The organism is Streptomyces sp. NPDC088387, from assembly GCF_044753385.1.
Taxonomy (GTDB): Bacteria; Actinomycetota; Actinomycetes; order Streptomycetales; family Streptomycetaceae; genus Streptomyces.
This window is the reverse complement of record NZ_JBIVNC010000011.1, coordinates 41,381-58,194: the sequence shown is the minus strand read 5'-3', so window position 1 is coordinate 58,194 and position 16,814 is coordinate 41,381. Positions and strand designations below refer to the sequence as shown.

24 protein-coding genes are annotated in these 16,814 nt (G+C 70.6%); 5 read left to right on the top strand and 19 right to left on the bottom strand.

The window, feature by feature from the left end:
- Positions 1-2: 2 nt before the first annotated feature.
- Positions 3-185: a hypothetical protein gene (locus tag ACIQAC_RS27410; RefSeq protein ID WP_402195248.1), complete on the top strand. Its 183-nt coding sequence runs from the start codon at positions 3-5 to the stop codon at positions 183-185.
- On the opposite strand, the gene ACIQAC_RS27405 is transcribed toward ACIQAC_RS27410, so the two are convergent.
- Both ACIQAC_RS27405 and ACIQAC_RS27400 read right to left on the bottom strand, forming a co-directional pair.
- A complete protein-coding gene (locus tag ACIQAC_RS27405) occupies positions 176-925 on the bottom strand; it encodes an HAD family hydrolase (protein ID WP_402195247.1) in 750 nt (249 codons plus the stop codon). The two genes, ACIQAC_RS27410 and ACIQAC_RS27405, sit on opposite strands and share 10 nt — an antisense overlap.
- Positions 925-1,797, bottom strand: coding sequence for a GntR family transcriptional regulator (locus ACIQAC_RS27400; protein ID WP_402195245.1), 873 nt, complete (start codon positions 1,795-1,797; stop codon positions 925-927). Before ACIQAC_RS27400 ends, ACIQAC_RS27405 begins: the two co-directional genes overlap by 1 nt.
- 232 nt (positions 1,798-2,029) lie before the next feature.
- Here ACIQAC_RS27400 and ACIQAC_RS27395 point away from each other — a divergent pair, with 232 nt between their 5' ends.
- On the top strand, positions 2,030-2,218 hold the full coding sequence (locus ACIQAC_RS27395) for a hypothetical protein (RefSeq protein ID WP_402195243.1): 189 nt from the start codon (positions 2,030-2,032) through the stop codon (positions 2,216-2,218).
- Positions 2,219-2,250: 32 nt separating this feature from the next.
- On the opposite strand, the gene ACIQAC_RS27390 is transcribed toward ACIQAC_RS27395, so the two are convergent.
- Positions 2,251-3,162 (bottom strand): winged helix-turn-helix domain-containing protein, encoded by a 912-nt coding sequence (locus ACIQAC_RS27390; protein WP_402195241.1) that lies wholly within the window; start codon positions 3,160-3,162, stop codon positions 2,251-2,253.
- A 158-nt stretch (positions 3,163-3,320) separates the two neighbouring features.
- Here ACIQAC_RS27390 and ACIQAC_RS27385 point away from each other — a divergent pair, with 158 nt between their 5' ends.
- Complete coding sequence (locus tag ACIQAC_RS27385; RefSeq protein WP_402195239.1) at positions 3,321-3,506, top strand: hypothetical protein; 186 nt, start codon at positions 3,321-3,323, stop codon at positions 3,504-3,506.
- A 301-nt stretch (positions 3,507-3,807) separates the two neighbouring features.
- On the opposite strand, the gene ACIQAC_RS27380 is transcribed toward ACIQAC_RS27385, so the two are convergent.
- The gene (locus ACIQAC_RS27380) at positions 3,808-5,064 is read right to left on the bottom strand and encodes a GNAT family N-acetyltransferase (protein ID WP_402195237.1); all 1,257 of its coding nucleotides are present in this window, start codon (positions 5,062-5,064) and stop codon (positions 3,808-3,810) included.
- Between the two features lie 78 nt (positions 5,065-5,142).
- Positions 5,143-5,730, bottom strand: a complete 588-nt coding sequence (locus ACIQAC_RS27375) for an aerial mycelium formation protein (RefSeq protein WP_402195234.1) — start codon at positions 5,728-5,730, stop codon at positions 5,143-5,145.
- A gap of 178 nt (positions 5,731-5,908) precedes the next feature.
- On the opposite strand from ACIQAC_RS27375, the gene dtd reads away from it, so the two are divergent.
- A complete protein-coding gene (dtd, locus tag ACIQAC_RS27370; RefSeq protein ID WP_402195232.1) occupies positions 5,909-6,334 on the top strand; it encodes a D-aminoacyl-tRNA deacylase in 426 nt (141 codons plus the stop codon).
- A gap of 285 nt (positions 6,335-6,619) precedes the next feature.
- On the opposite strand, the gene ACIQAC_RS27365 is transcribed toward dtd, so the two are convergent.
- The 7 genes from ACIQAC_RS27365 to ACIQAC_RS27335 all read right to left on the bottom strand — a co-directional run bounded on the left by ACIQAC_RS27365 (position 6,620) and on the right by ACIQAC_RS27335 (position 11,485).
- Complete coding sequence (locus tag ACIQAC_RS27365; RefSeq protein WP_402195229.1) at positions 6,620-7,585, bottom strand: YgfZ/GcvT domain-containing protein; 966 nt, start codon at positions 7,583-7,585, stop codon at positions 6,620-6,622.
- Between the two features lie 9 nt (positions 7,586-7,594).
- On the bottom strand, positions 7,595-8,032 hold the full coding sequence (locus tag ACIQAC_RS27360) for a Fur family transcriptional regulator (RefSeq protein ID WP_402195227.1): 438 nt from the start codon (positions 8,030-8,032) through the stop codon (positions 7,595-7,597).
- Between the two features lie 16 nt (positions 8,033-8,048).
- Positions 8,049-8,624 (bottom strand): FABP family protein, encoded by a 576-nt coding sequence (locus tag ACIQAC_RS27355; RefSeq protein ID WP_402195225.1) that lies wholly within the window; start codon positions 8,622-8,624, stop codon positions 8,049-8,051.
- A gap of 25 nt (positions 8,625-8,649) precedes the next feature.
- A complete protein-coding gene (locus ACIQAC_RS27350; RefSeq protein WP_402195718.1) occupies positions 8,650-8,781 on the bottom strand; it encodes a hypothetical protein in 132 nt (43 codons plus the stop codon).
- A 63-nt stretch (positions 8,782-8,844) separates the two neighbouring features.
- The gene (locus tag ACIQAC_RS27345) at positions 8,845-9,864 is read right to left on the bottom strand and encodes a hypothetical protein (RefSeq protein ID WP_402195222.1); all 1,020 of its coding nucleotides are present in this window, start codon (positions 9,862-9,864) and stop codon (positions 8,845-8,847) included.
- On the bottom strand, positions 9,861-10,751 hold the full coding sequence (locus ACIQAC_RS27340; RefSeq protein WP_402195220.1) for a hypothetical protein: 891 nt from the start codon (positions 10,749-10,751) through the stop codon (positions 9,861-9,863). Before ACIQAC_RS27340 ends, ACIQAC_RS27345 begins: the two co-directional genes overlap by 4 nt.
- The gene (locus tag ACIQAC_RS27335) at positions 10,748-11,485 is read right to left on the bottom strand and encodes a hypothetical protein (RefSeq protein ID WP_402195217.1); all 738 of its coding nucleotides are present in this window, start codon (positions 11,483-11,485) and stop codon (positions 10,748-10,750) included. The genes ACIQAC_RS27340 and ACIQAC_RS27335 overlap by 4 nt, the downstream gene beginning before the upstream one ends.
- Positions 11,486-11,651: 166 nt before the next feature.
- Here ACIQAC_RS27335 and ACIQAC_RS27330 point away from each other — a divergent pair, with 166 nt between their 5' ends.
- Positions 11,652-12,014, top strand: coding sequence for a DsrE family protein (locus tag ACIQAC_RS27330; RefSeq protein ID WP_402195216.1), 363 nt, complete (start codon positions 11,652-11,654; stop codon positions 12,012-12,014).
- 24 nt (positions 12,015-12,038) lie between these two features.
- On the opposite strand, the gene ACIQAC_RS27325 is transcribed toward ACIQAC_RS27330, so the two are convergent.
- The 7 genes from ACIQAC_RS27325 to ACIQAC_RS27295 form a co-directional block, all read right to left on the bottom strand.
- Entirely contained in the window at positions 12,039-12,425 is a 387-nt protein-coding gene (locus ACIQAC_RS27325) for a VOC family protein (RefSeq protein ID WP_402195213.1), read from the bottom strand.
- 9 nt (positions 12,426-12,434) lie between these two features.
- Positions 12,435-12,695 carry a DUF3099 domain-containing protein gene (locus ACIQAC_RS27320; RefSeq protein ID WP_402195211.1) on the bottom strand — a complete coding sequence of 87 codons (261 nt, stop codon included), beginning with the start codon at positions 12,693-12,695 and terminating at the stop codon, positions 12,435-12,437.
- A 90-nt stretch (positions 12,696-12,785) separates the two neighbouring features.
- Positions 12,786-13,073 (bottom strand): DUF1416 domain-containing protein, encoded by a 288-nt coding sequence (locus ACIQAC_RS27315; protein ID WP_004986406.1) that lies wholly within the window; start codon positions 13,071-13,073, stop codon positions 12,786-12,788.
- 36 nt (positions 13,074-13,109) lie between these two features.
- On the bottom strand, positions 13,110-13,955 hold the full coding sequence (locus tag ACIQAC_RS27310; RefSeq protein WP_402195209.1) for a sulfurtransferase: 846 nt from the start codon (positions 13,953-13,955) through the stop codon (positions 13,110-13,112).
- A 448-nt stretch (positions 13,956-14,403) separates the two neighbouring features.
- Positions 14,404-15,147: a DUF2993 domain-containing protein gene (locus ACIQAC_RS27305; RefSeq protein ID WP_402195207.1), complete on the bottom strand. Its 744-nt coding sequence runs from the start codon at positions 15,145-15,147 to the stop codon at positions 14,404-14,406.
- Between the two features lie 156 nt (positions 15,148-15,303).
- Positions 15,304-16,530: a hypothetical protein gene (locus ACIQAC_RS27300; RefSeq protein WP_402195204.1), complete on the bottom strand. Its 1,227-nt coding sequence runs from the start codon at positions 16,528-16,530 to the stop codon at positions 15,304-15,306.
- An 8-nt stretch (positions 16,531-16,538) separates the two neighbouring features.
- Positions 16,539-16,793: a MoaD/ThiS family protein gene (locus ACIQAC_RS27295; protein WP_402195202.1), complete on the bottom strand. Its 255-nt coding sequence runs from the start codon at positions 16,791-16,793 to the stop codon at positions 16,539-16,541.
- Positions 16,794-16,814 lie beyond the last annotated feature (21 nt).

Here is a 16,814-nt window from a genome sequence, read left to right as displayed (position 1 = left end):
GCGTGCTCCTGTTCCAGGTGGTCCGAGGACTGATCGAACTCTCGCTGGCGATGACGGCACAGGCCCGGCTCGGCATCGTCGGCGTGGCACTGCTGTTCGTGATCGGCGTCGGGATCCGGGCGCGGCGGAGCGGACTGGCGGTCGGGGCCGCGGTCCTGCTGGCGCTGATGATGACTCAGGCCTGAAGTCGTACCGCTCTCAGTACCGGCTCCAGTGACCCCACCACCGCCGTCGCCCCCGCGCTGCGCAGCAGTTGGGCCTTGTCCTCGTTACGCGCGTAGCCCAGGAAAGGGACTCCGGCGCTGCGGGCGGCCGCGAGGTCGGAGGGGGTGTCGCCGATCATCAGGGCGGCGGAGGGGGCGCAGCCCATGGCGCGCAGGGCTCTGTTGAGGCAGTGCGGGTCCGGCTTGAGGAGTTGCAGGTCGCGGGTGCGGCCGTAGATGTGGGGGGCGAAGCAGGGGACCAGGTCGCGGCTGGTGAGGTACTTGTTGACCACGCGCGGGGAGTTGTTCGTGGTGATCGCGAGGCGGGAGCCGACGGCGGTCCAGGTGCGTATCAGGATGTCGGCGTAGGCGGTGGGCATCGCCGAGGCCGCGGCGCGCAGTTCCTCCTTGGTGAGACGTTCCTCCAGCTCGACGACGAGGTCGCTGCTGGGGTGCCGGCGGTCCACGGCGCGCAGTACGGCGTGCGGGTCGAGGGACTTCCGGTCGCCCTCGGTGAGCAGGCCGCGCAGTCCGCGGCCCTCCAGCCACTCCACCATCTCGGTCGCCACCCGCTCCGCCGGGTGCGCCGCGAAGAGCCGGCAGACCGGTCCGTCGAAGTCCCACAGGACCACCTGGGCCCGGGTGACGAGGTCCCGCAGTCCCTCCGCCTGGTTCTCGGTGCTCGCCGCCGCCTGTTCCGTCTGCCTCGTATCAGAAGTCACTAGGAGAGTGTCAGGTCCGTGGTGATGGTTTCCCAGAGGGCGTTGAACCACTTCTGGGATTCGTCCACGAACGCGGCGTCGCGCTGGGCGGCCCGCCGGCGGAAGGAGAACAGCAGGGAGTCGGTGCCCAGGGTGTCGTACATCTCCAGGGTCCCGGTGTCCGTGGCCTCCTCGCGGCGGGTGATCGTGTAGTACGCGATGAGCGCCTCGGCCTCGTTGAGCAGGTAGAGCTTGACCGGCGGGGTGAACGGCAGTGCGCGGAAGCGGATGTTGACGTCGATGCCGTGGGAGTTGCGCAGGGAGCGCAGGTTGTGCTGGAGGACGTGGCCCTGGGCGTTGCGCTGGGAGAGCCAGCGCTGGTGGACCTCGCTGTCGTCACCCTCGACGGAGACCGGGAAGGCGAGGTCGATGTCGCGCGACGGCAGCAGTACCCGGACGTCGACCTTGTCGGGCTTGAGCTCACCGGCGTGGATGCGGCGCAGGGGTTCGCCCATGGCCAGCATCAGGGTCTCGGCGGTGAGACAGGCCGCGTCGATGCGGACGTGCGCGGCGGAGAAGGCCTCGCCGAGGCGTGGGGAGAGGGCGACCATGGTCGGCCGGGGGTCGTCGCTGATGCGGGCCGGCTCGGCGATCCGCGGTGGGCTGCCCTTGCTGACGTTGGTGAGCAGCCCAAGGTCCTGGAGTGAGCGCAGGGCCTGGCGGACGGCACCGCGCTCCACCCCGAACTCCTCGGCGAGTTCGGCCTGGGTGGGCAGGCGGTCGCCCGCCTTGAGGTCGCCGCGGCGGATGCGCTCGCGCAGGGTGTCGGCGATCTCCTGGGGCGTGAGCCTTCTGCTGCCGTTCACTGCCACGTTCTCCTGTGTCACGACCAAACGCTACAACTTAGATCCATCTAAGGGGAGTTGCTGAAAAGTTGTTTATGAGTGGTTACCAAGTGGGGACAACCTAGTCAGAGTTGGTAACCAACTCCAGGGAGTTGGCGGAAGCTTTGCCTCCTCCGCACGGAGACTTCACCAACTCGCCGCACCCCGTCCCCGCACCACCGCAGTACAGCGCCGAACCCCCACGCCCGTCCCGCCCCGGCTGCCCGAAGGGGGAACCACCGTGCCTGTCCTCACCCTCCTCTCCGCCGTCTTCGTCGTCGGGTTCCAGCAGATCGTCCAGTGGAAGTACGGCGCCGCCGGCATCGTCGGCCTGCTGCTGCTCACCATAGGCATCAAGGCGAAGAGCCCGGCCATCACCTCCGCGGGCGCGGTGGTGCTCGCCCTCCTGGTCACCCGCCCGGCCATGTAGCCCCGCGCAGGGGCCCCGACCCGTGGGAGACGTCAGCTCGTGAGCAGCAGCTCCGAACTGATCGTCTCCCACAGCGCGTTGAACCACACGTGGGACTGCTCGACGAACGTCGTGTCCCGCAGCCCGGCCCCCTGCTCGAAGCCGAACAGCACCGACTGGGTGCCCTGGGCGTCGTACATCTGAAGCTGCTCGTGGTCGATCTCCTGCTCGTGCCGCGACAGCGTGTAGTACGCGAACAGCGCCTCCGAGCCGTTGAGCAGGTACAGCTTCACCGGCGGGGTGAACGGCAGCGCGCGGAAGGACACGTGCACGTCGATGCCGTGGCTGGACCGCAGCGCCAGCAGGTTGTGCTGGAGGACCTGTCCCTGCGCGTTGCGCTGCGCGAGCCAGCGGGGGTGGACCGGGTCGCGGTCGCCGCGGCCGCCCACCGGTACCGGGAACGCCAGCTCGATGTCGCGCGAGGGCAGCAGGACGCGGACGTCGACCTTGGCCGGTTTCAGCTCGCCGGTGTGGATTCGGCGCAGGGGTTCGCCGATCGCGAGGGTGAGGGAGATCGACGTCAGGCACAGGGCGTCGATCTCGACGTGCGGGGCGGCGAACGCGTCCGCTATCCGCGGGGCCAGCGCGACCGTGGTCGGCTGCGGTTCGGCGGACGCGCCGGTCAGGGCCCTGCCGACGTCCGGGGCGACCGTCGCGGGGCTGCCCTTGGAGACATTGGTCAGCAGCCGCTCGGCCTGGAGCAGCCGCAGCGCCTCGCGCACGGCCCCGCGCTCCACCCCGAACTCCTCGGCGAGCTGGGCCTGTGTGGGCATGCGCTGGCCCGGCCGCAGCGCCCCGGACCTGATCCGGGCGCGCAGCTCCTCGGCCACCTCGCGGTGTGTCGCATGGGACCGCTGGGGCCTTTTTCTGCCATTGACGGAGCCGTGTTCCGGGTCCACAACCAAACACTACAACTTCCCGCCATCTTTGGGCAGTTCAGGGAAAGGTGGTTATGAGACGCTTCCAAGCGGAGATAAGTACTGTGAAGTTGGTCGCCAACTTCTACAACATGGTCAAGCTTTCAGGAGGTTGGCCACCAGGGGGATCGTTAGGAGCAACCGTCATGCCACTCGTCGCCATCGTCCTGGCCGCCCTGATCATCGGATTCGAGCAGCTCATCGAGTGGAAGTACGGGCCGATGGGGATCATCGCGTTCGTCGCGCTGACCGTCGGCATCAAGGCAAGGAGCACCATGCTCGGCGGGATCGGCGCCATCATCCTCGTGATGCTGCTCGCCCAGTCCGGCTGACACCCACCCGGCGCGCGCCGCCGGCCCCGAGTACGGCTGATCGGGCTCCCTTCCGGAGGGGAGCCGGGAGTCCGGTCGGTCTGCACCACGGCCCAGTCACAACTGAACATCGACAACCGAAGAGGGACAACAGCACAGCCACAACTCAAAAGCACGCTACGGATGTACAGCCACAACTGAACAGCACGACATCTGAACAGCATCACAACTGAACAGCACCACCCGCAGAAACGGATGCACCACCACAACTGAAGAGCACGCTACGGATGCGTGAGCCACCGTCGTCGGCAGAAGGGAGACCTCAGAAGATGTCCGGGCACCAAGGCCGCCTGGACGTACGCAGCAGGGCGTCGGCCAACCGGGCGGCGCCCGCTCGTTCTTCCCGCACCCGGCCCAGCGCCGCGAGCCGCACCGCCGACTCGTCACCGAGCCACAGGGTGCCCAACTCACCGACGTCCAGCGTCAGATCGGCACTCGCGGTGGTCGGAGCGCACGAGGCCCCCGCCGCCGACGCCTCCAGCCGGTACCGTCCGCCGGCCAGCCCGCCCGCGTCGACGACCTCAAGGACCAGCGCCCCCTCCGCCTCGTACGTCCGCGCCTCCAGCGCCCGTACGACGTCCAGGATCCGCACCCACAGCCAGTCCACGTGCGTGACGAGCCGGGCGGCGCGCGGGTCGGGCAGCAGCAGCGGGACCAGGTCGTCAGCGGCCCGCCAGCCCGTCTTCACCTGCGTGATCCAGTCGATGGAGCAGAGGTGGTGCCACAGGGCGCGCTCGGCCGCCGGCGTCACCGCGATCAGGCTCTGGACGGTGGCCGTGTTGAGCGGCTGCTTGGTCTCACCCCAGTGGTCGTCGCACCCGTAGACGGCGAGCCCCTCGACCTCACCGTCCGCCGAGCGGTACACGGCGTAGAAACGATCCGACCACGGTGAACGGTCGAGGCGCAGCGCACCCGTGTGGACCTGCCACCAACGCTCGTCGCGGTCGATCACACCGGGGCGGACGCGGCGCAGCCGCTCGTACAGTTCGGGACCGAGCTTGCGGACGTCCTCGCCGTCCACGAGGTCGATCCGTCCGCCGTCGTCCGGCACCGGCGCCCGGGGGTCCAGACCGGTGCGCGCCACGTCGATCGCCCACTCGGAGGTCCAGGTCGCCGGGCCGAAGCCGAACCGTCCGTAGATCGGGTACTCGGCCGCGATCAGCGTCGCGACGACCTCGCCGCGCTCCTTCGCGGCCGCCAGGTCGTGGGCCATCATCCGGGTGAGCAGGCCGCGGCGGCGGTGGGTGGAGGTGACCGCGACGTTCGAGATCGCGTCCGCGGGGACCACCTTGCCGCCGACGGCCGTGAGCTGCTGCGCGAAGGAACGGAAGGTCGCCACACAGCGGCCGCCGTCGAAGGCGCCGAGCGTACGTTCGGGCACGATGTACGTGGCCCGCTCGGCGATCTCCGCCTCGGAGGACACGGAAGGCCGCAGGAACCCGGTGTTCAGCGCCCGGGTCCAGTCGGCGATCTCCGCCTCGGTGATCGGACGTACGTCGATGTCGTCACTGCGGCTCATGAGGTCACGGTAGAGGGAGGGTGCGCGGGTGTCGCGTGTTTTTCCGGCGCCCGACGGGCCGGCCCTCCCCCCGGCCGCTCAGGTCAGCAGGTCGTCGACCTGGGCCTCGCCGTCGCGGTACCGGCGGCCGATCTCCGCGCTGCACTCGTCGGCCGTGCGCTGGAGGCTCTGGCGGCGTCCGGACACCTGCTGCTCGTAGCGGACGAGGCGGCCCATCGCCGTGGTCAGTTCCAGGTCCGTACGGGCGTCCAGGGCCGACAGTTCGACCTCGGCAAGCATCTCGGCGGCCAGCCGCCGGTACTCCTCGCCCTGCGGGATGCCCAGCGTGACGTGCCGGGCCGACGAACGGTGCCGGGCGGGTCCGTCCGCGAGGATCTCGGAGAGCCGCTGCACCACGGACGCCTCGCCGGGCGCCACCGGGGACGCGGTCCCGCGGCGGGCCAGTTCCGCGCGCAGGATGTCGATACGGCCCTGGAGCAGCCGCCGTACGTAGCTCAGGTCGGCCTCGTCGCGCTGGGCGTCGCGGCGCAGGGTGCGCAGCTCCGGCAGGCTCAGCGCGGTCAGGCCTGGCCCGGTGGCGGGCAGTGGTGGGCTGTCGGTGCGTTGCGCGGGCGGCCTCGACGGCGAGACCGCGCCGGGCGGCTGCCCCATACTCGGTGTGCTCATGTGCCTCAACCGTCCCCTCGACCGGCGTGTGCCAGCATCGTGCCACCCCAAAGGGCCGCTATGTGACCGAGTGCCCCCGATCGGCCCCAGATGGGGGGTTGGCGTAGAGAAAGTCGGCTCGGCGGATGATCCCCTTCCCCGCTGCGGGGCGTGGGGTGCGGCCCGGCATGATGGGCGTATGCGAGCGGTGGTGCAGAGGGTGGACGGCGCGAGTGTCGTCGTGGACGGCGAGACGGTCGGGGAGATCGCCGGGGAGGGGTTGTGCGTGCTGGTGGGGGTGACGCACGAGGACACCCCCGAGAAGGCGGCGCAGCTGGCGCGCAAGCTGTGGTCCGTGCGGATGCTCTCCGACGAGAAGTCGTGCAGTGATGTGGGGGCGCCGCTGCTGGTGATCAGCCAGTTCACGCTGTACGGGGATGCGCGCAAGGGCCGTCGGCCGACGTGGAACGCGGCGGCGCCCGGCGATGTCGCCGAGCCGCTGGTGGACGAGGTAGTGGCACAACTCCGCGCACTGGGCGCAACGGTGGCAACGGGCCGCTTCGGCGCCCAGATGCGGGTGTCCCTGACGAACGACGGCCCCTTCACGGTGTTGCTGGAGATGTGACGCACCGGGCGTCTGCGCAACCCGGCGCCGCCGTGGTGCCGCCTTCTGTGGGCCGGGTGCCGCCCTGCGGCACGATTGCCCGCGGCTACGGCGGGCAGTGGGCACGCGAGCTGCGGTGCGCTTCTGACGGGCGCGAGCCGGAAGGCTTAAGGGGCGCGGGGAACTGCGCGACAAGCCACCACGGGCCCGCACACGCACCACGACCGGTCGCCCCCAGGGGCGCGGGGAACTGCGCGACCGGCCACCACGGACCCGCACCCGTACTCGCGCCCCACGCCGCCGGCGTCAGGGTTCGACCACGATCTCCTGGGCCGCTGCCGTGGTGTCGGCCATCAGGCGGGCGTCCGCAGGGACATTGCGCTTGACCAGGGCAAGCGCCACCGGCCCCAGCTCATGATGACGCACCGAGGTCGTGATGAACCCGACCTTCCGCCCGTCCGGCTCGTCCGTAGCGAGCCGCAGCTCCGTCCCCGCCGCAGGCAACAGCACCTCACTGCCGTCGAGGTGGAGAAAGACCAGCCGCCGCGGCGGCTTGCCCAGGTTCTGGACGCGGGCGACCGTCTCCTGCCCCCGGTAGCAGCCCTTCTGAAGATGCACCGCCGTGCCGATCCACCCCAGCTCGTGCGGGATGGTCCGGTGGTCGGTCTCGAAACCGAGCCGCGGCCGGTGCTGCTCGACCCGCAACGCCTCGTAGGCGAGGATCCCGGCCGCCGGCCCCGCCTTGTCCGCGAAGGACTCCAGCTCCGCGCGGGGCAGGAAGAGATCACGGCCGTACGCCGTCTCCCGTACCACCGCGTCCGCCGGGGGCTCGGTGATGGAGCCGGCCGGGAGGTGCACCACGGCGATGTCGGCGGTGCGGTCCTCGACCTCGACGCGGTAGAAGAACTTCATCGACTCCAGGTACGCGATCAGCGCCTCCTGTGTGCCGGGCTCGACATGCGCCCAGACCGTGCCGCCGTCGTCGACGAGATACAGCGCGTGCTCGATGTGCCCGTTGGCCGAGAGCACCAGCGCCTCGGTGGCCTCCCCCGCCGGGAGCTCGCTGACGTGCTGCGTGAGCAGGAGGTGCAGCCAGCTCAGCCGGTCGGCGCCGGAGACCGCGACGACACCGCGGTGGGAGAGGTCGACGAAACCGGTGCCTTCGGCGAGGGCGCGCTGCTCACGGAACAGTTCGCCGTAGTGGGCGGCGACGCCTTCGTCCACACCCTCGGCGGGGACGGCGCCGGGCAGGCTCAGCAGGGGGCTCTTCATGCACCCAGCCTACGACTTGGTGGTTGAACTCTTGAGCGTGCAGTCGCGGCACCGCCCGAAGATCGCGAAGTGCTTCATGTCGGTGTCGAAGCCGAACTGCTCGCGCAGCTTGGCGGTGAAGTCGGCGGCGACCTCGACGTCGGCCTCGATGACGTTGGTGCAGTCCCGGCACACCAGGTGCAGATGGTGGTGCCGGTCCGCGAGATGGTAGGTCGGCGCCCCGTGCCCGAGATGCGCGTGGCTGACCAGCCCGAGCTCCTCCAGCAGTTCCAGTGTGCGGTAGACCGTGGAGATGTTGATCCCCGACGCCGTCTTCCGTACTTCGCCGAGGATGTCGTCGGGGGTCGCGTGCTCCAGGGTGTCGACGGCCTCGAGCACAAGTTGCCGCTGCGGGGTCAGGCGGTAACCGCGCTGCCGCAGATCAGTCTTCCAGTCGGTGCTCACCACACCCGCAAGTGTAGGACTACTTGAAAAAGGCGATCCCATCGTCCGGCATGTCGTCGGGAAGGGCCTTGGCCCAGCGCTCGACGTCCTCCGGCGAGACGACCTTCTTCAGGTGCGCGGACATGTAGGGGCGCAGCTCGACCTCGGGGGTCTGCTTCTCGCCGACCCACATGAGGTCACTCTTGACGTAGCCGTACAGACGCTTGCCGCCGGTGTAGGGGCGGGAGTCGGCCGTACGGGCGACGGCGTCCGTGACCAGGTCGATCTGGGGCTTCTGGTGGGCCAGCTCGCCGTACCAGATCTCGATGACGCCGTCGTCGCGGGTCATCGTCACCTCGACCTTGCGGCTGTCCTTGATGCGCCAGAAGCCGTGCTCGGTCTCCAGCGGGCGGACCTTGTCGCCGTCCTTGTCCAGGACCCAGGTGTGGGAGTGGTACTCCAGGAAGTCCCGGCCGTCGTGGCTGAAGGTGACCTCCTGCCCGAAGTTGCACTTCTCGGAGCCGGGGAAGTCGTGCACGCCCGCGCCGGCCCAGTTGCCGAGCAGGAAGACGAGCGGGACGAGGTCCTTGTGAAGGTCGGACGGGATCTCGATCATGAGAAGCGGTTCCTAGATACGTCGGTCAGCGCTGGCCCTGGTACAGCTTCTTCACGGCCAGACCGGTGAAGGCGAGAACGCCGACGCAGACCAGGACCAGCAGGGCTTCGAAGAAGACGATCACGGGGTGCTCCTTGGTGAGCGGGTACGTGTGCACAAGGCCGGGCCCCAGCTTACGCGGCCGGGGCCCGGCCTTCCGTGCGAGGTCCGTCCGCGGACGTCAGCCCAGCAGCTGGCTCTGGAGCACGACCGTCTGCCGGAACGGCACGGTCGGCACTCCGCCCTTGCCCGACTGAAGGATCACGGCGTACACGTCACCGGCGGCGAGATAGGCCTCCCGCACCTGCTCGGCGCCGTAGGGCTTCGCCTCGGCGTAGGCGGTGCGGTCGACTCCGGCGACGGAGGCCCGGTCCGGGAAGTGCTCGTCGTAGACCGAGTCGTGGGAGCCGCGTACCGAGTACGTGGGGGCGGAGAACGCCAGGGCCTCGCTGGCGATCTCCTGGTCCACCATCTGCTTGGTGCCGAACTGGAGGAGGTAGATCCGGGTGCGGATGCCGTCCGGTGTGGTCCAGCCGCGGGCGGCGATGTGCCGCAGGCCCGTGTCGGCCAGCTTCTGCCCCAGCGGCTCCCGGTACTCGGCCTCGAACTCGGCCAGGTAGTCCTCCGTCTTCAGCCAGCCGTCCGCGCCGCGCAGCGCCTTGTCCTGGGTCGCCCCGGCGGGGGCGGGCAGCAGGAGGGCGCGCAGATCGGCGTAGTGGCTGCCGGCCGGGTTGGAGTCCGCGAGGGGCCCGGGGCTGCCGGAGGGCAGCGGCGGCCGGGTCAGCTCGGGGTAGTCCCACCGCCCGTCCGACTCCGTGGCCAGCCCCGGCACGTCCTCCCGGTCCATACCGGAGATCCCGTACGCAGTGGCACCACCGAGCACCGCGAACACGGCAACAGCGGCAACCCAGCGACCCGCGGCACGCAGCGCACGCCGGTCGCGGGGCGCCGGGGGCGGGGCCGGAACGACGGCGACCGCGTCGCCCTGGACACCGTCCGGGGCCAATGCGGCGACCGGCCCGGCGATCGGTCCGGCGACCTGCTCGGAGACCGAGTCGGGGCCAGGTCCGGTGACCGGCTCGGAAACGGGCCCGGACACCGGCCGGGCGACAGGTCCGGACACCGGCTCCGAGACCGAGTCGGGGACGAGCGCCGAGGCCGGCTCGGTGGTCGGGTCGGGTGCTGTGGTCTGGTCGTTCATATCGCCTTCCCCGGCTCGGCGATCCGGTCGAGTTGGGTGCGCAGGAGTACGGCGACGTCGCCGAGGTCGGCGTCGGCGGGCCCGGCCGCCGAGGCGGTGACCAGTACGTCACCCGCGTAGGCGGTGCAGAACACTCCGCTGATCTCCTCGTCGTTCTCCCCGGGTGCCTCGAAGCACGCGGCGTCCTTCTCGTGGCCCTTGACCTTGGGCCCCTTGGCGTCGGTCAACGCGTCGAAGAGCTCCCGCTGGGTCCGCGAGAGCTCACGGACGCTGCTGCTGCTCTCCATCCGCGCGAGCACCACGTTGACCGAGAAGACCTGGTCGCTGCCGGGGTCCCACACCGTGCCGCCGCTGAAGTAGCTGCGCATGGCCAGGCCCTTGGAGGGCCGCCGGTCGATCTCCTTCTCCATCTCCTCGCGCACCGAACGCGGCATCCCCTTCAGGGCCTCCTTCCGCATGGCCGTGGCCTGGGCGCCGCTGAGCAGCACGTCGGAGCCGTACTCGCCGATGTCCGGTCCGCGGACCCAGCCGTCGGTGCCGTAGGGCACCAGCGTGGCGGCGAGCCCGGTGGCCGTCGGCGCCTTCCCGTCCTCGGCCTCGCTCTTCGGGAACTGCCAGCGCGGGGCACCCGCGTCCCGGTCGGCCCCCTGCACGGCCACGACGGTCGTACTCACCCCGGCGACCACCGCACCGGCGAGCACCAGACAACCGGCGACAGCGGCGACCCGCCGGGGCCGCAGCGTCCTGCGGGTCGGTACGGCCGGCACGGCCGACGTGTCCGGCCCTTCGGCCCCCTCCGCCGGCAGCGTCCCGTCCTCCGGCCTGTCCTCCGGCCTGTCCTCCGGCCGGTCCTGCGGCCGGTCCTGCGGTGTTCCGGTTGTGCTCACAGCCGCTCCATCTGCCGCTCGGCCAGGTCCATGACCGTCTTCTTGGCCAACGGCCGGTCGCCGTAGATCCAGATCTCCATGGCGATGTCCCCGCGCCAGGCGTGCGCCTCGGCCGCGTACAGCGGCTCGTAGCCGGGGTCCTGCACCGGGTCGGCGTGGACGTACGCCATGCCGTCGTCGGTGCCGGGGATGGTCCAGCTGTCGCCCTTGGTGTCGGCGTCCGCCCAGGACTGGTGGCTGCTGACGGCGTCGGCCGCGGCGACGGACTCCTCCTGCCGGAACTGCACCAGCCTGATCTCCACGGTGTACGAGTTGCCGACCTCCCAGCCCGCCACGGCGGCCCGGCGGAACTCGTCGGTGACCAGGGAGCTGAACCGGGCGCCGGGCTCGGTGTAGAAACCGGCGTACGTCGCCATGTCCATCCACCCGTCGGACGAGGGCAGCCAGTCCGCCTCCTTCGCCCCCGCGGGCCGCTTCAGCAGCAGTTTGCGCAGGTCGCCGTCGGTGCGGAGCCTGCGGTCCTGGTCGGCCGAGAGCGGCTCCGGCGCCGGGCCGGTCGACTGCGGCAGCACCGGCTGCGACAGCGGCGGCAGCGCGGTCGGCTCCCGGTCCGCCTGGACGAGGTATCCGGTGCAGGTGCCGGCGACCACACCGAGCACGGCCGCGACGCCGATCAGCAAGGTGGTGCGACCACGACGGCGCGGCCCGGCGTCCGGCTGCGCCGGAGCCGCCACGGCCCCCGCGGCCTCCGGGCTCCCCCCGGCCTCCGCCGTTTCCGATCTTTCAGAGTCTTCCAATTTCGTCCCCCACAGGACATGAAGCGCGGATTCCATTCACGCGCGTCACAGGTGACTCATGGCTCGGGGCCCGGGTTGTAAGGGAGTTGATTACGATTCAGGCATGGCGAAGAAGCTCGTGATCAAGGTGACCGCGGGGGCCGACGCCCCCGAGCGCTGCTCGCAGGCGTTCACGGTGGCGGCGGTGGCCGTGGCCAGCGGGGTGGACGTGTCCGTGTGGCTCACCGGCGAGTCCGCGTGGTTCGCGCTGCCGGGCCGGGCCGCCGAGTTCGAGCTGCCGCACGCCGCGCCGCTGCCCGACCTGATCGACTCGATCCTCGCGGCCGGCCGGCTCACCCTGTGCACCCAGTGCGCGGCCCGGCGCGACATCAGCGAGAAGGACGTCATCGAGGGCGTACGGATCGCCGGCGCGCAGCTCTTCGTGCAGGAGGCCCTGGGCGACGAGACACAGGCGCTCGTCTACTGAGTCACGGCTCCTCGGACGTCTGAGTCACGGCTCCTTGGACGTCCACAGGCAGAACGGATGGCCCGCCGGGTCGAAGAGGACCCGTACGTCGTCCTGCGGCTGGTACTCCGCGAGCCGGGCCCCCGCCGCCACCACCCGCTCGGTCTCGGCGGCCAGGTCGTCGACCTCGATGTCGAGGTGCAGCATCATCTGCTGCTCGCCGGGCCGGCGGGTGGGCCAGGTGGGCGGGACGTACTCGGGCTCGGCCTGGAAGGCGAGGTGGGTGCCGCCGGCCCCTTCGGGCGGTCCGATGAGCACCCAGTCGGGTTCCTCCCGGACCACGGCGTAGCCCAGCAACTGCTGGTAGAACGCGGCGAGCTGGTGGGCGTCGGCGCAGTCGAGGACGACCGTCGACAGACTCGGAGGCGGCATACGGCCTTCCTACTGCCGCCGCTTCTTGCCGTCCAGTTCGTCCCACCACTCGTCGGACTTGGGATCGCCGGAGGGGTCGTCCCACCAGCGGTCCTCGGGACCCCGGCGGTTGGCGACCATGGCGGCGAAGGGCGGGATCACCATGGCCACCACACACATGGCGACCGCGGCCGGCACCGACCAGATCCGCACCACGCCCCACGCCAGCACGAAGAGACCGATGCAGGTCCCCATCATCGCGAAGTAGGCATGCCTCCGGCGCGCGTACATACCTCCAGCGTAGATCCGGGAACGCGGAAGGGCCGCACCTCCGGTGTACGACCCGGAGAATGCGGCCCCTCCTGCTGCTGACGGGGTCCGTCAGACCGCGATCGCGACCTCCGCGAGACCGCCCTGCTGGGCGACGACCGTGCGGTCGGCGGTACCGCCGGGCACGAGGGCGCGGACGGTCCAGGTGCCCTCGGCCGCGTAGAACCGGAACTGGCCCGTGGCGGACGTGGGGACCTCGGCGGTGAACTCGCCGGTCGAGTCCAGGAGCCGGACGTAACCCGTCACGGGCTCGCCGTCGCGGGTCACCTGGCCCTGGATCGTGGTCTCACCGGGCTTGATTGTCGAGGCGTCGGGGCCGCCGGCCTTCGCTCCACACATGCTTTCTCTCCAGAGGTCTTGAAGGTCGGGACGTGCTTACTTATTGGCGCCGAGCTCGATCGGCACACCGACGAGGGAGCCGTACTCGGTCCAGGAGCCGTCGTAGTTCTTGACGTTCTCGACACCGAGCAGCTCGTGCAGCACGAACCAGGTCAGGGCCGAGCGCTCGCCGATGCGGCAGTACGCAATGGTGTCCTTGGCGAGGTCGACCTGCTCCTCGGCGTAGAGCTCCTTGAGCTCGTCGTCCGACTTGAAGGTGCCGTCGTCGTTGGCGTTCTTCGACCACGGGATGTTGCGCGCGGACGGGACGTGGCCCGGACGCTGCGACTGCTCCTGCGGCAGGTGGGCCGGCGCGAGCAGCTTGCCGCTGAACTCGTCGGGCGACCGCACGTCGACCAGGTTCTGCGCGCCGATCGCGGCGACCACGTCGTCGCGGAAGGCACGGATCGAGGTGTCCTGCGCCTTCGCCTTGTAGTCGGTCTTGGCGCGCTCGGGGACCTCGTCGCCGGCGACCAGCTCGCGGGCGTCCAGCTCCCACTTCTTGCGGCCGCCGTCGAGCAGCTTGACCGCGTCGTGGCCGTAGAGCTTGAAGTACCAGTACGCGTAGGAGGCGAACCAGTTGTTGTTGCCGCCGTAGAGGATCACCGTCTGGTCGTTGGCGATGCCCTTCTCGGACAGCAGCTTCTCGAAGCCGGCCTGGTCCACGAAGTCACGGCGGACCGGGTCCTGGAGGTCCTTGGTCCAGTCGATCCGGATCGCGCCGCGGATGTGGTTCTTCTCGTAGGCGGACGTGTCCTCGTCGACCTCCACCACGACGATCGACGAATCCTCCAGGTGCTCCTGAAGCCAGTCGGCGTCTACCAGGACGTCGCTGCGGCTCATGCTCTTTCTCCTCCGGGGCAGTTACGGCGGGGCGTGCGAAGTAGAGAAGTGCGCTCACGCATCGGGGGCGGCGCACGCGTGCCCTGAGCAGGGCGGTGCGGGAAGGGCGGAGGACAGAACGCCTCCGCGGATCAGAAAGCGCGACAGAGCATGGCGGCGACGCGGCACAGGTCTACTGCCCGCCGCTTCGTGAGGTCCGCCTGACGCTTCATGGCCTCGATCGTAGGGACGGACTCGGGGCATGTCACCGGTGTGTCGCATGCTGAGACACGATCGTCCGCCATTCGGGAATACGTACGGGTCCGGGCCGCCGCCGCACGGCTCCCGGGCCCGGGAGCCGTCCACGCTTCTACGGTACGGACGGCCGCGTCTCGCCCTTCGGACACGGCGTCCCGGTGAGCCCCGGCGACCCCTCGTGGGGCTCTGCCCGCCGGGGCCGCCTGCCGTCCTACCCGGCGAGCCGGACGTCGGAACCCTTCACCGAGATCTCGACACCGTCCTTCGCCGCCTCGACCTTGTCGAGCTGGATGCCACCGGGCAGGTCCCGGATGGACTGCTCGAAGTCGGTGATCGCCCGGATCTGGTCCTCGGCGATCTGCACCCCGCCGATCTCGGGCAGCGCGTCGGCCTTCACCCGCACGTTGTCGCCGTCGACGACGGTGACCGTGCTCAGCACCGACACCGGGGCCGGCAGCTTGTTGCCGAGGACCGTCGCCTCGACCGCCACCTTGATCTTCCCGTTGCCGCCGTCGGAGAGGCCGACGACCTTGGCGGTGACACCGGGCGCGACCTCGGTGTCCTCGGAGGACTGGGCAGTCTTCAGCAGCTCCGGGTACGAGATGAGGGCGGTGCCCGTCGCGGTCCGGGCCGTGGCGGAGCTGTAGTCGCCGGAGAACTCGACACCCTTCATCTGTGCGTCGAGGTCGTCGATCCGGATCTTCTGGCCGTCGTCGCCGGTGACGGCCTCGTAGCCGTCGATACCGATCTCCACGTCGTCGAGCGAGCCGCCGACCAGCTGGGTGAGGAACGGGAAACCGTTGATCGACACGTCCGGGGTCTGCGCGAGGTTCTCGGTGCTCTGGAGCTTGCTCGCCACCTCGTCCTCGGCGAAGTTCACCGCCAGCCGGTCGGCTCCGACGAACAGGCCCCCCAGGATCACCACGACGATCAGAAGTATTCGCAGTGCACGCATGTTCCCCACCTCGGCATCGTCACGGAAGGCAGTCACGGTAACCCCGGCGGGAAGGGTCGACGCACGATTGTCGATCACCTGTGACGAACGGGGCCGGCGAACAGGGCCGCGTCCGGGCCCCGTTCACCGGCCCCGTGGGAGCCGTCCGGCAGTACCTCAGCCCAGGGCGCGCCCGAGCACCCACACCACCGGCGCCGCGGCCGCCAGCGGAAGCGCCACACCGGCCGTGAAGTGCACAAAGCGCGACGGATAGTCGTACGAGGCGACCCGGTGGCCGATCAGCGCGCAGGCGGCGACGCCCGCGCCGAGCAGCGCGCCCGGGGTGCCGTAGTCCGTGGCCCCGCCCACCGCGATGCCCGCGCCGGCCGCGGCCAGCAGCGACACCACGACGGAGGCCGGGGTGGGCAGCGGCAGCGCGCGGGCCAGCAGCGCGACGGCCACGGCGGCGGCCCCGACACTCACCGCCTCCGGCTCCGCCGCGAGGAATCCGGTCGCGAGGATCGCCAGCGCGGACGAGGCGACCGTCGCCATCAGTCCGTACATCCGCTCGTCCGGGTCGGCGTGCGAACGCAGTTGCATGACGATCGTCAGCAGCAGCCAGACACCGAGGGTGCCGAGGATCGCGGCGGCGCCCTGGTCGCGGCCGAGCGCCAGCAGCGCCACGTCGGCGGTGAGCGCGCCCGCGAACGCCAGCGCGATGCCCTGCCGGGCGGGCCACATCCCGTTCAGCCGGAACCAGCCGGCGGCGGTGAGCGCCTGGAGCGCGACGAGCGGCACGACCAGCGCGAACGATCCGATCGGCGCGGCTGCGGCCAGCAGTATGCCGATCAGCGCGGTGAGCGCGGCGGGCTGCCCCCCGGGCTCGATGATCGGCGACCGCCCTTCAAGCCGCGCCCGTTGAGCATCGGTAACCCGAGAATTCCCGGCAAGGGTCGCGGGCCCGTACCCGCTCTCGCCCGTGCCGCCGCCTTGGGCAGGCGCGCCCCCAGCAGCAGGAGCCGCAACGCCGGTCACGGGATGACCCGCCCCGCTGTCATACGGCTGGTACGGCTGCTGGGGCGGCAGATAGGACGTCTCCGCCGGATCCGCCACCGGCGCATGGACCTGCGTCTCCCAGGTCTGCCCCTGCCACTGCTGGGTGTACTGCTGAGCCTGCGGATCCTCGTACCCGTACTGCTCGTTGCCGGGCCACGCGGCAGGCGGCGCCTGAGGCTGCGGCTGCGGCTGCGGCTGAGCGGCATAAGGGTCGTACCCCTGCCCCTCGTACACCTGCCCGTCGTACCGCTGCGCGTCGTACCGCTGCCCGTCGTACACCTGCCCGTCGTACCGCTGCGCGTCGTACCGCTGCCCCTCGTAGGAGCCCTCGTACGGCTGGTTGCTCATCGGTCCGGTCACCCTCCTGCGAACGGCGGAAGCACCTCGACCGTGCCGCCCTCGGCCAGCCGTACCGTCTCATGCGCCCGGGTCCCGACGGGGTCACCGTCGATGAGGAACGAGCATCGCCGCAGCACGCGCGTGAGTTCCCCGGGGTGTCGCTCGCGCACGGCGGCGAGCGCCTCGGCGAGGTCGGCCGCGTCGTACGGCTCCTCGCCCACCCCGGCCGCGGCCTTCGCGGCGGCCCAGTACCGCACGGTGACCTTTGCCATGACGTCCCTCTGTCGGTCCTG

Bases quoted from the DNA above. Each gene is read 5' to 3' on its own strand.
- ACIQAC_RS27385 (WP_402195239.1), top strand. From the start codon at position 3,321: ATGCCACTCGTCGCCATCGTCCTGGCCGCCCTGATCATCGGATTCGAG.
- dtd (WP_402195232.1), top strand. From the start codon at position 5,909: ATGCGAGCGGTGGTGCAGAGGGTGGACGGCGCGAGTGTCGTCGTGGAC.
- ACIQAC_RS27365 (WP_402195229.1), bottom strand. From the start codon at position 7,585: ATGAAGAGCCCCCTGCTGAGCCTGCCCGGCGCCGTCCCCGCCGAGGGT.
- ACIQAC_RS27310 (WP_402195209.1), bottom strand. From the start codon at position 13,955: ATGAGCCGCAGCGACGTCCTGGTAGACGCCGACTGGCTTCAGGAGCAC.
- ACIQAC_RS27320 (WP_402195211.1), bottom strand. From the start codon at position 12,695: ATGTACGCGCGCCGGAGGCATGCCTACTTCGCGATGATGGGGACCTGC.
- ACIQAC_RS27375 (WP_402195234.1), bottom strand. From the start codon at position 5,730: ATGAGCACACCGAGTATGGGGCAGCCGCCCGGCGCGGTCTCGCCGTCG.
- ACIQAC_RS27355 (WP_402195225.1), bottom strand. From the start codon at position 8,624: ATGATCGAGATCCCGTCCGACCTTCACAAGGACCTCGTCCCGCTCGTC.
- ACIQAC_RS27315 (WP_004986406.1), bottom strand. From the start codon at position 13,073: ATGTGTGGAGCGAAGGCCGGCGGCCCCGACGCCTCGACAATCAAGCCC.
- ACIQAC_RS27345 (WP_402195222.1), bottom strand. From the start codon at position 9,864: ATGAACGACCAGACCACAGCACCCGACCCGACCACCGAGCCGGCCTCG.
- ACIQAC_RS27330 (WP_402195216.1), top strand. From the start codon at position 11,652: ATGGCGAAGAAGCTCGTGATCAAGGTGACCGCGGGGGCCGACGCCCCC.
- ACIQAC_RS27295 (WP_402195202.1), bottom strand. From the start codon at position 16,793: ATGGCAAAGGTCACCGTGCGGTACTGGGCCGCCGCGAAGGCCGCGGCC.
- ACIQAC_RS27300 (WP_402195204.1), bottom strand. From the start codon at position 16,530: ATGAGCAACCAGCCGTACGAGGGCTCCTACGAGGGGCAGCGGTACGAC.
- ACIQAC_RS27325 (WP_402195213.1), bottom strand. From the start codon at position 12,425: ATGCCGCCTCCGAGTCTGTCGACGGTCGTCCTCGACTGCGCCGACGCC.
- ACIQAC_RS27305 (WP_402195207.1), bottom strand. From the start codon at position 15,147: ATGCGTGCACTGCGAATACTTCTGATCGTCGTGGTGATCCTGGGGGGC.
- ACIQAC_RS27380 (WP_402195237.1), bottom strand. From the start codon at position 5,064: ATGAGCCGCAGTGACGACATCGACGTACGTCCGATCACCGAGGCGGAG.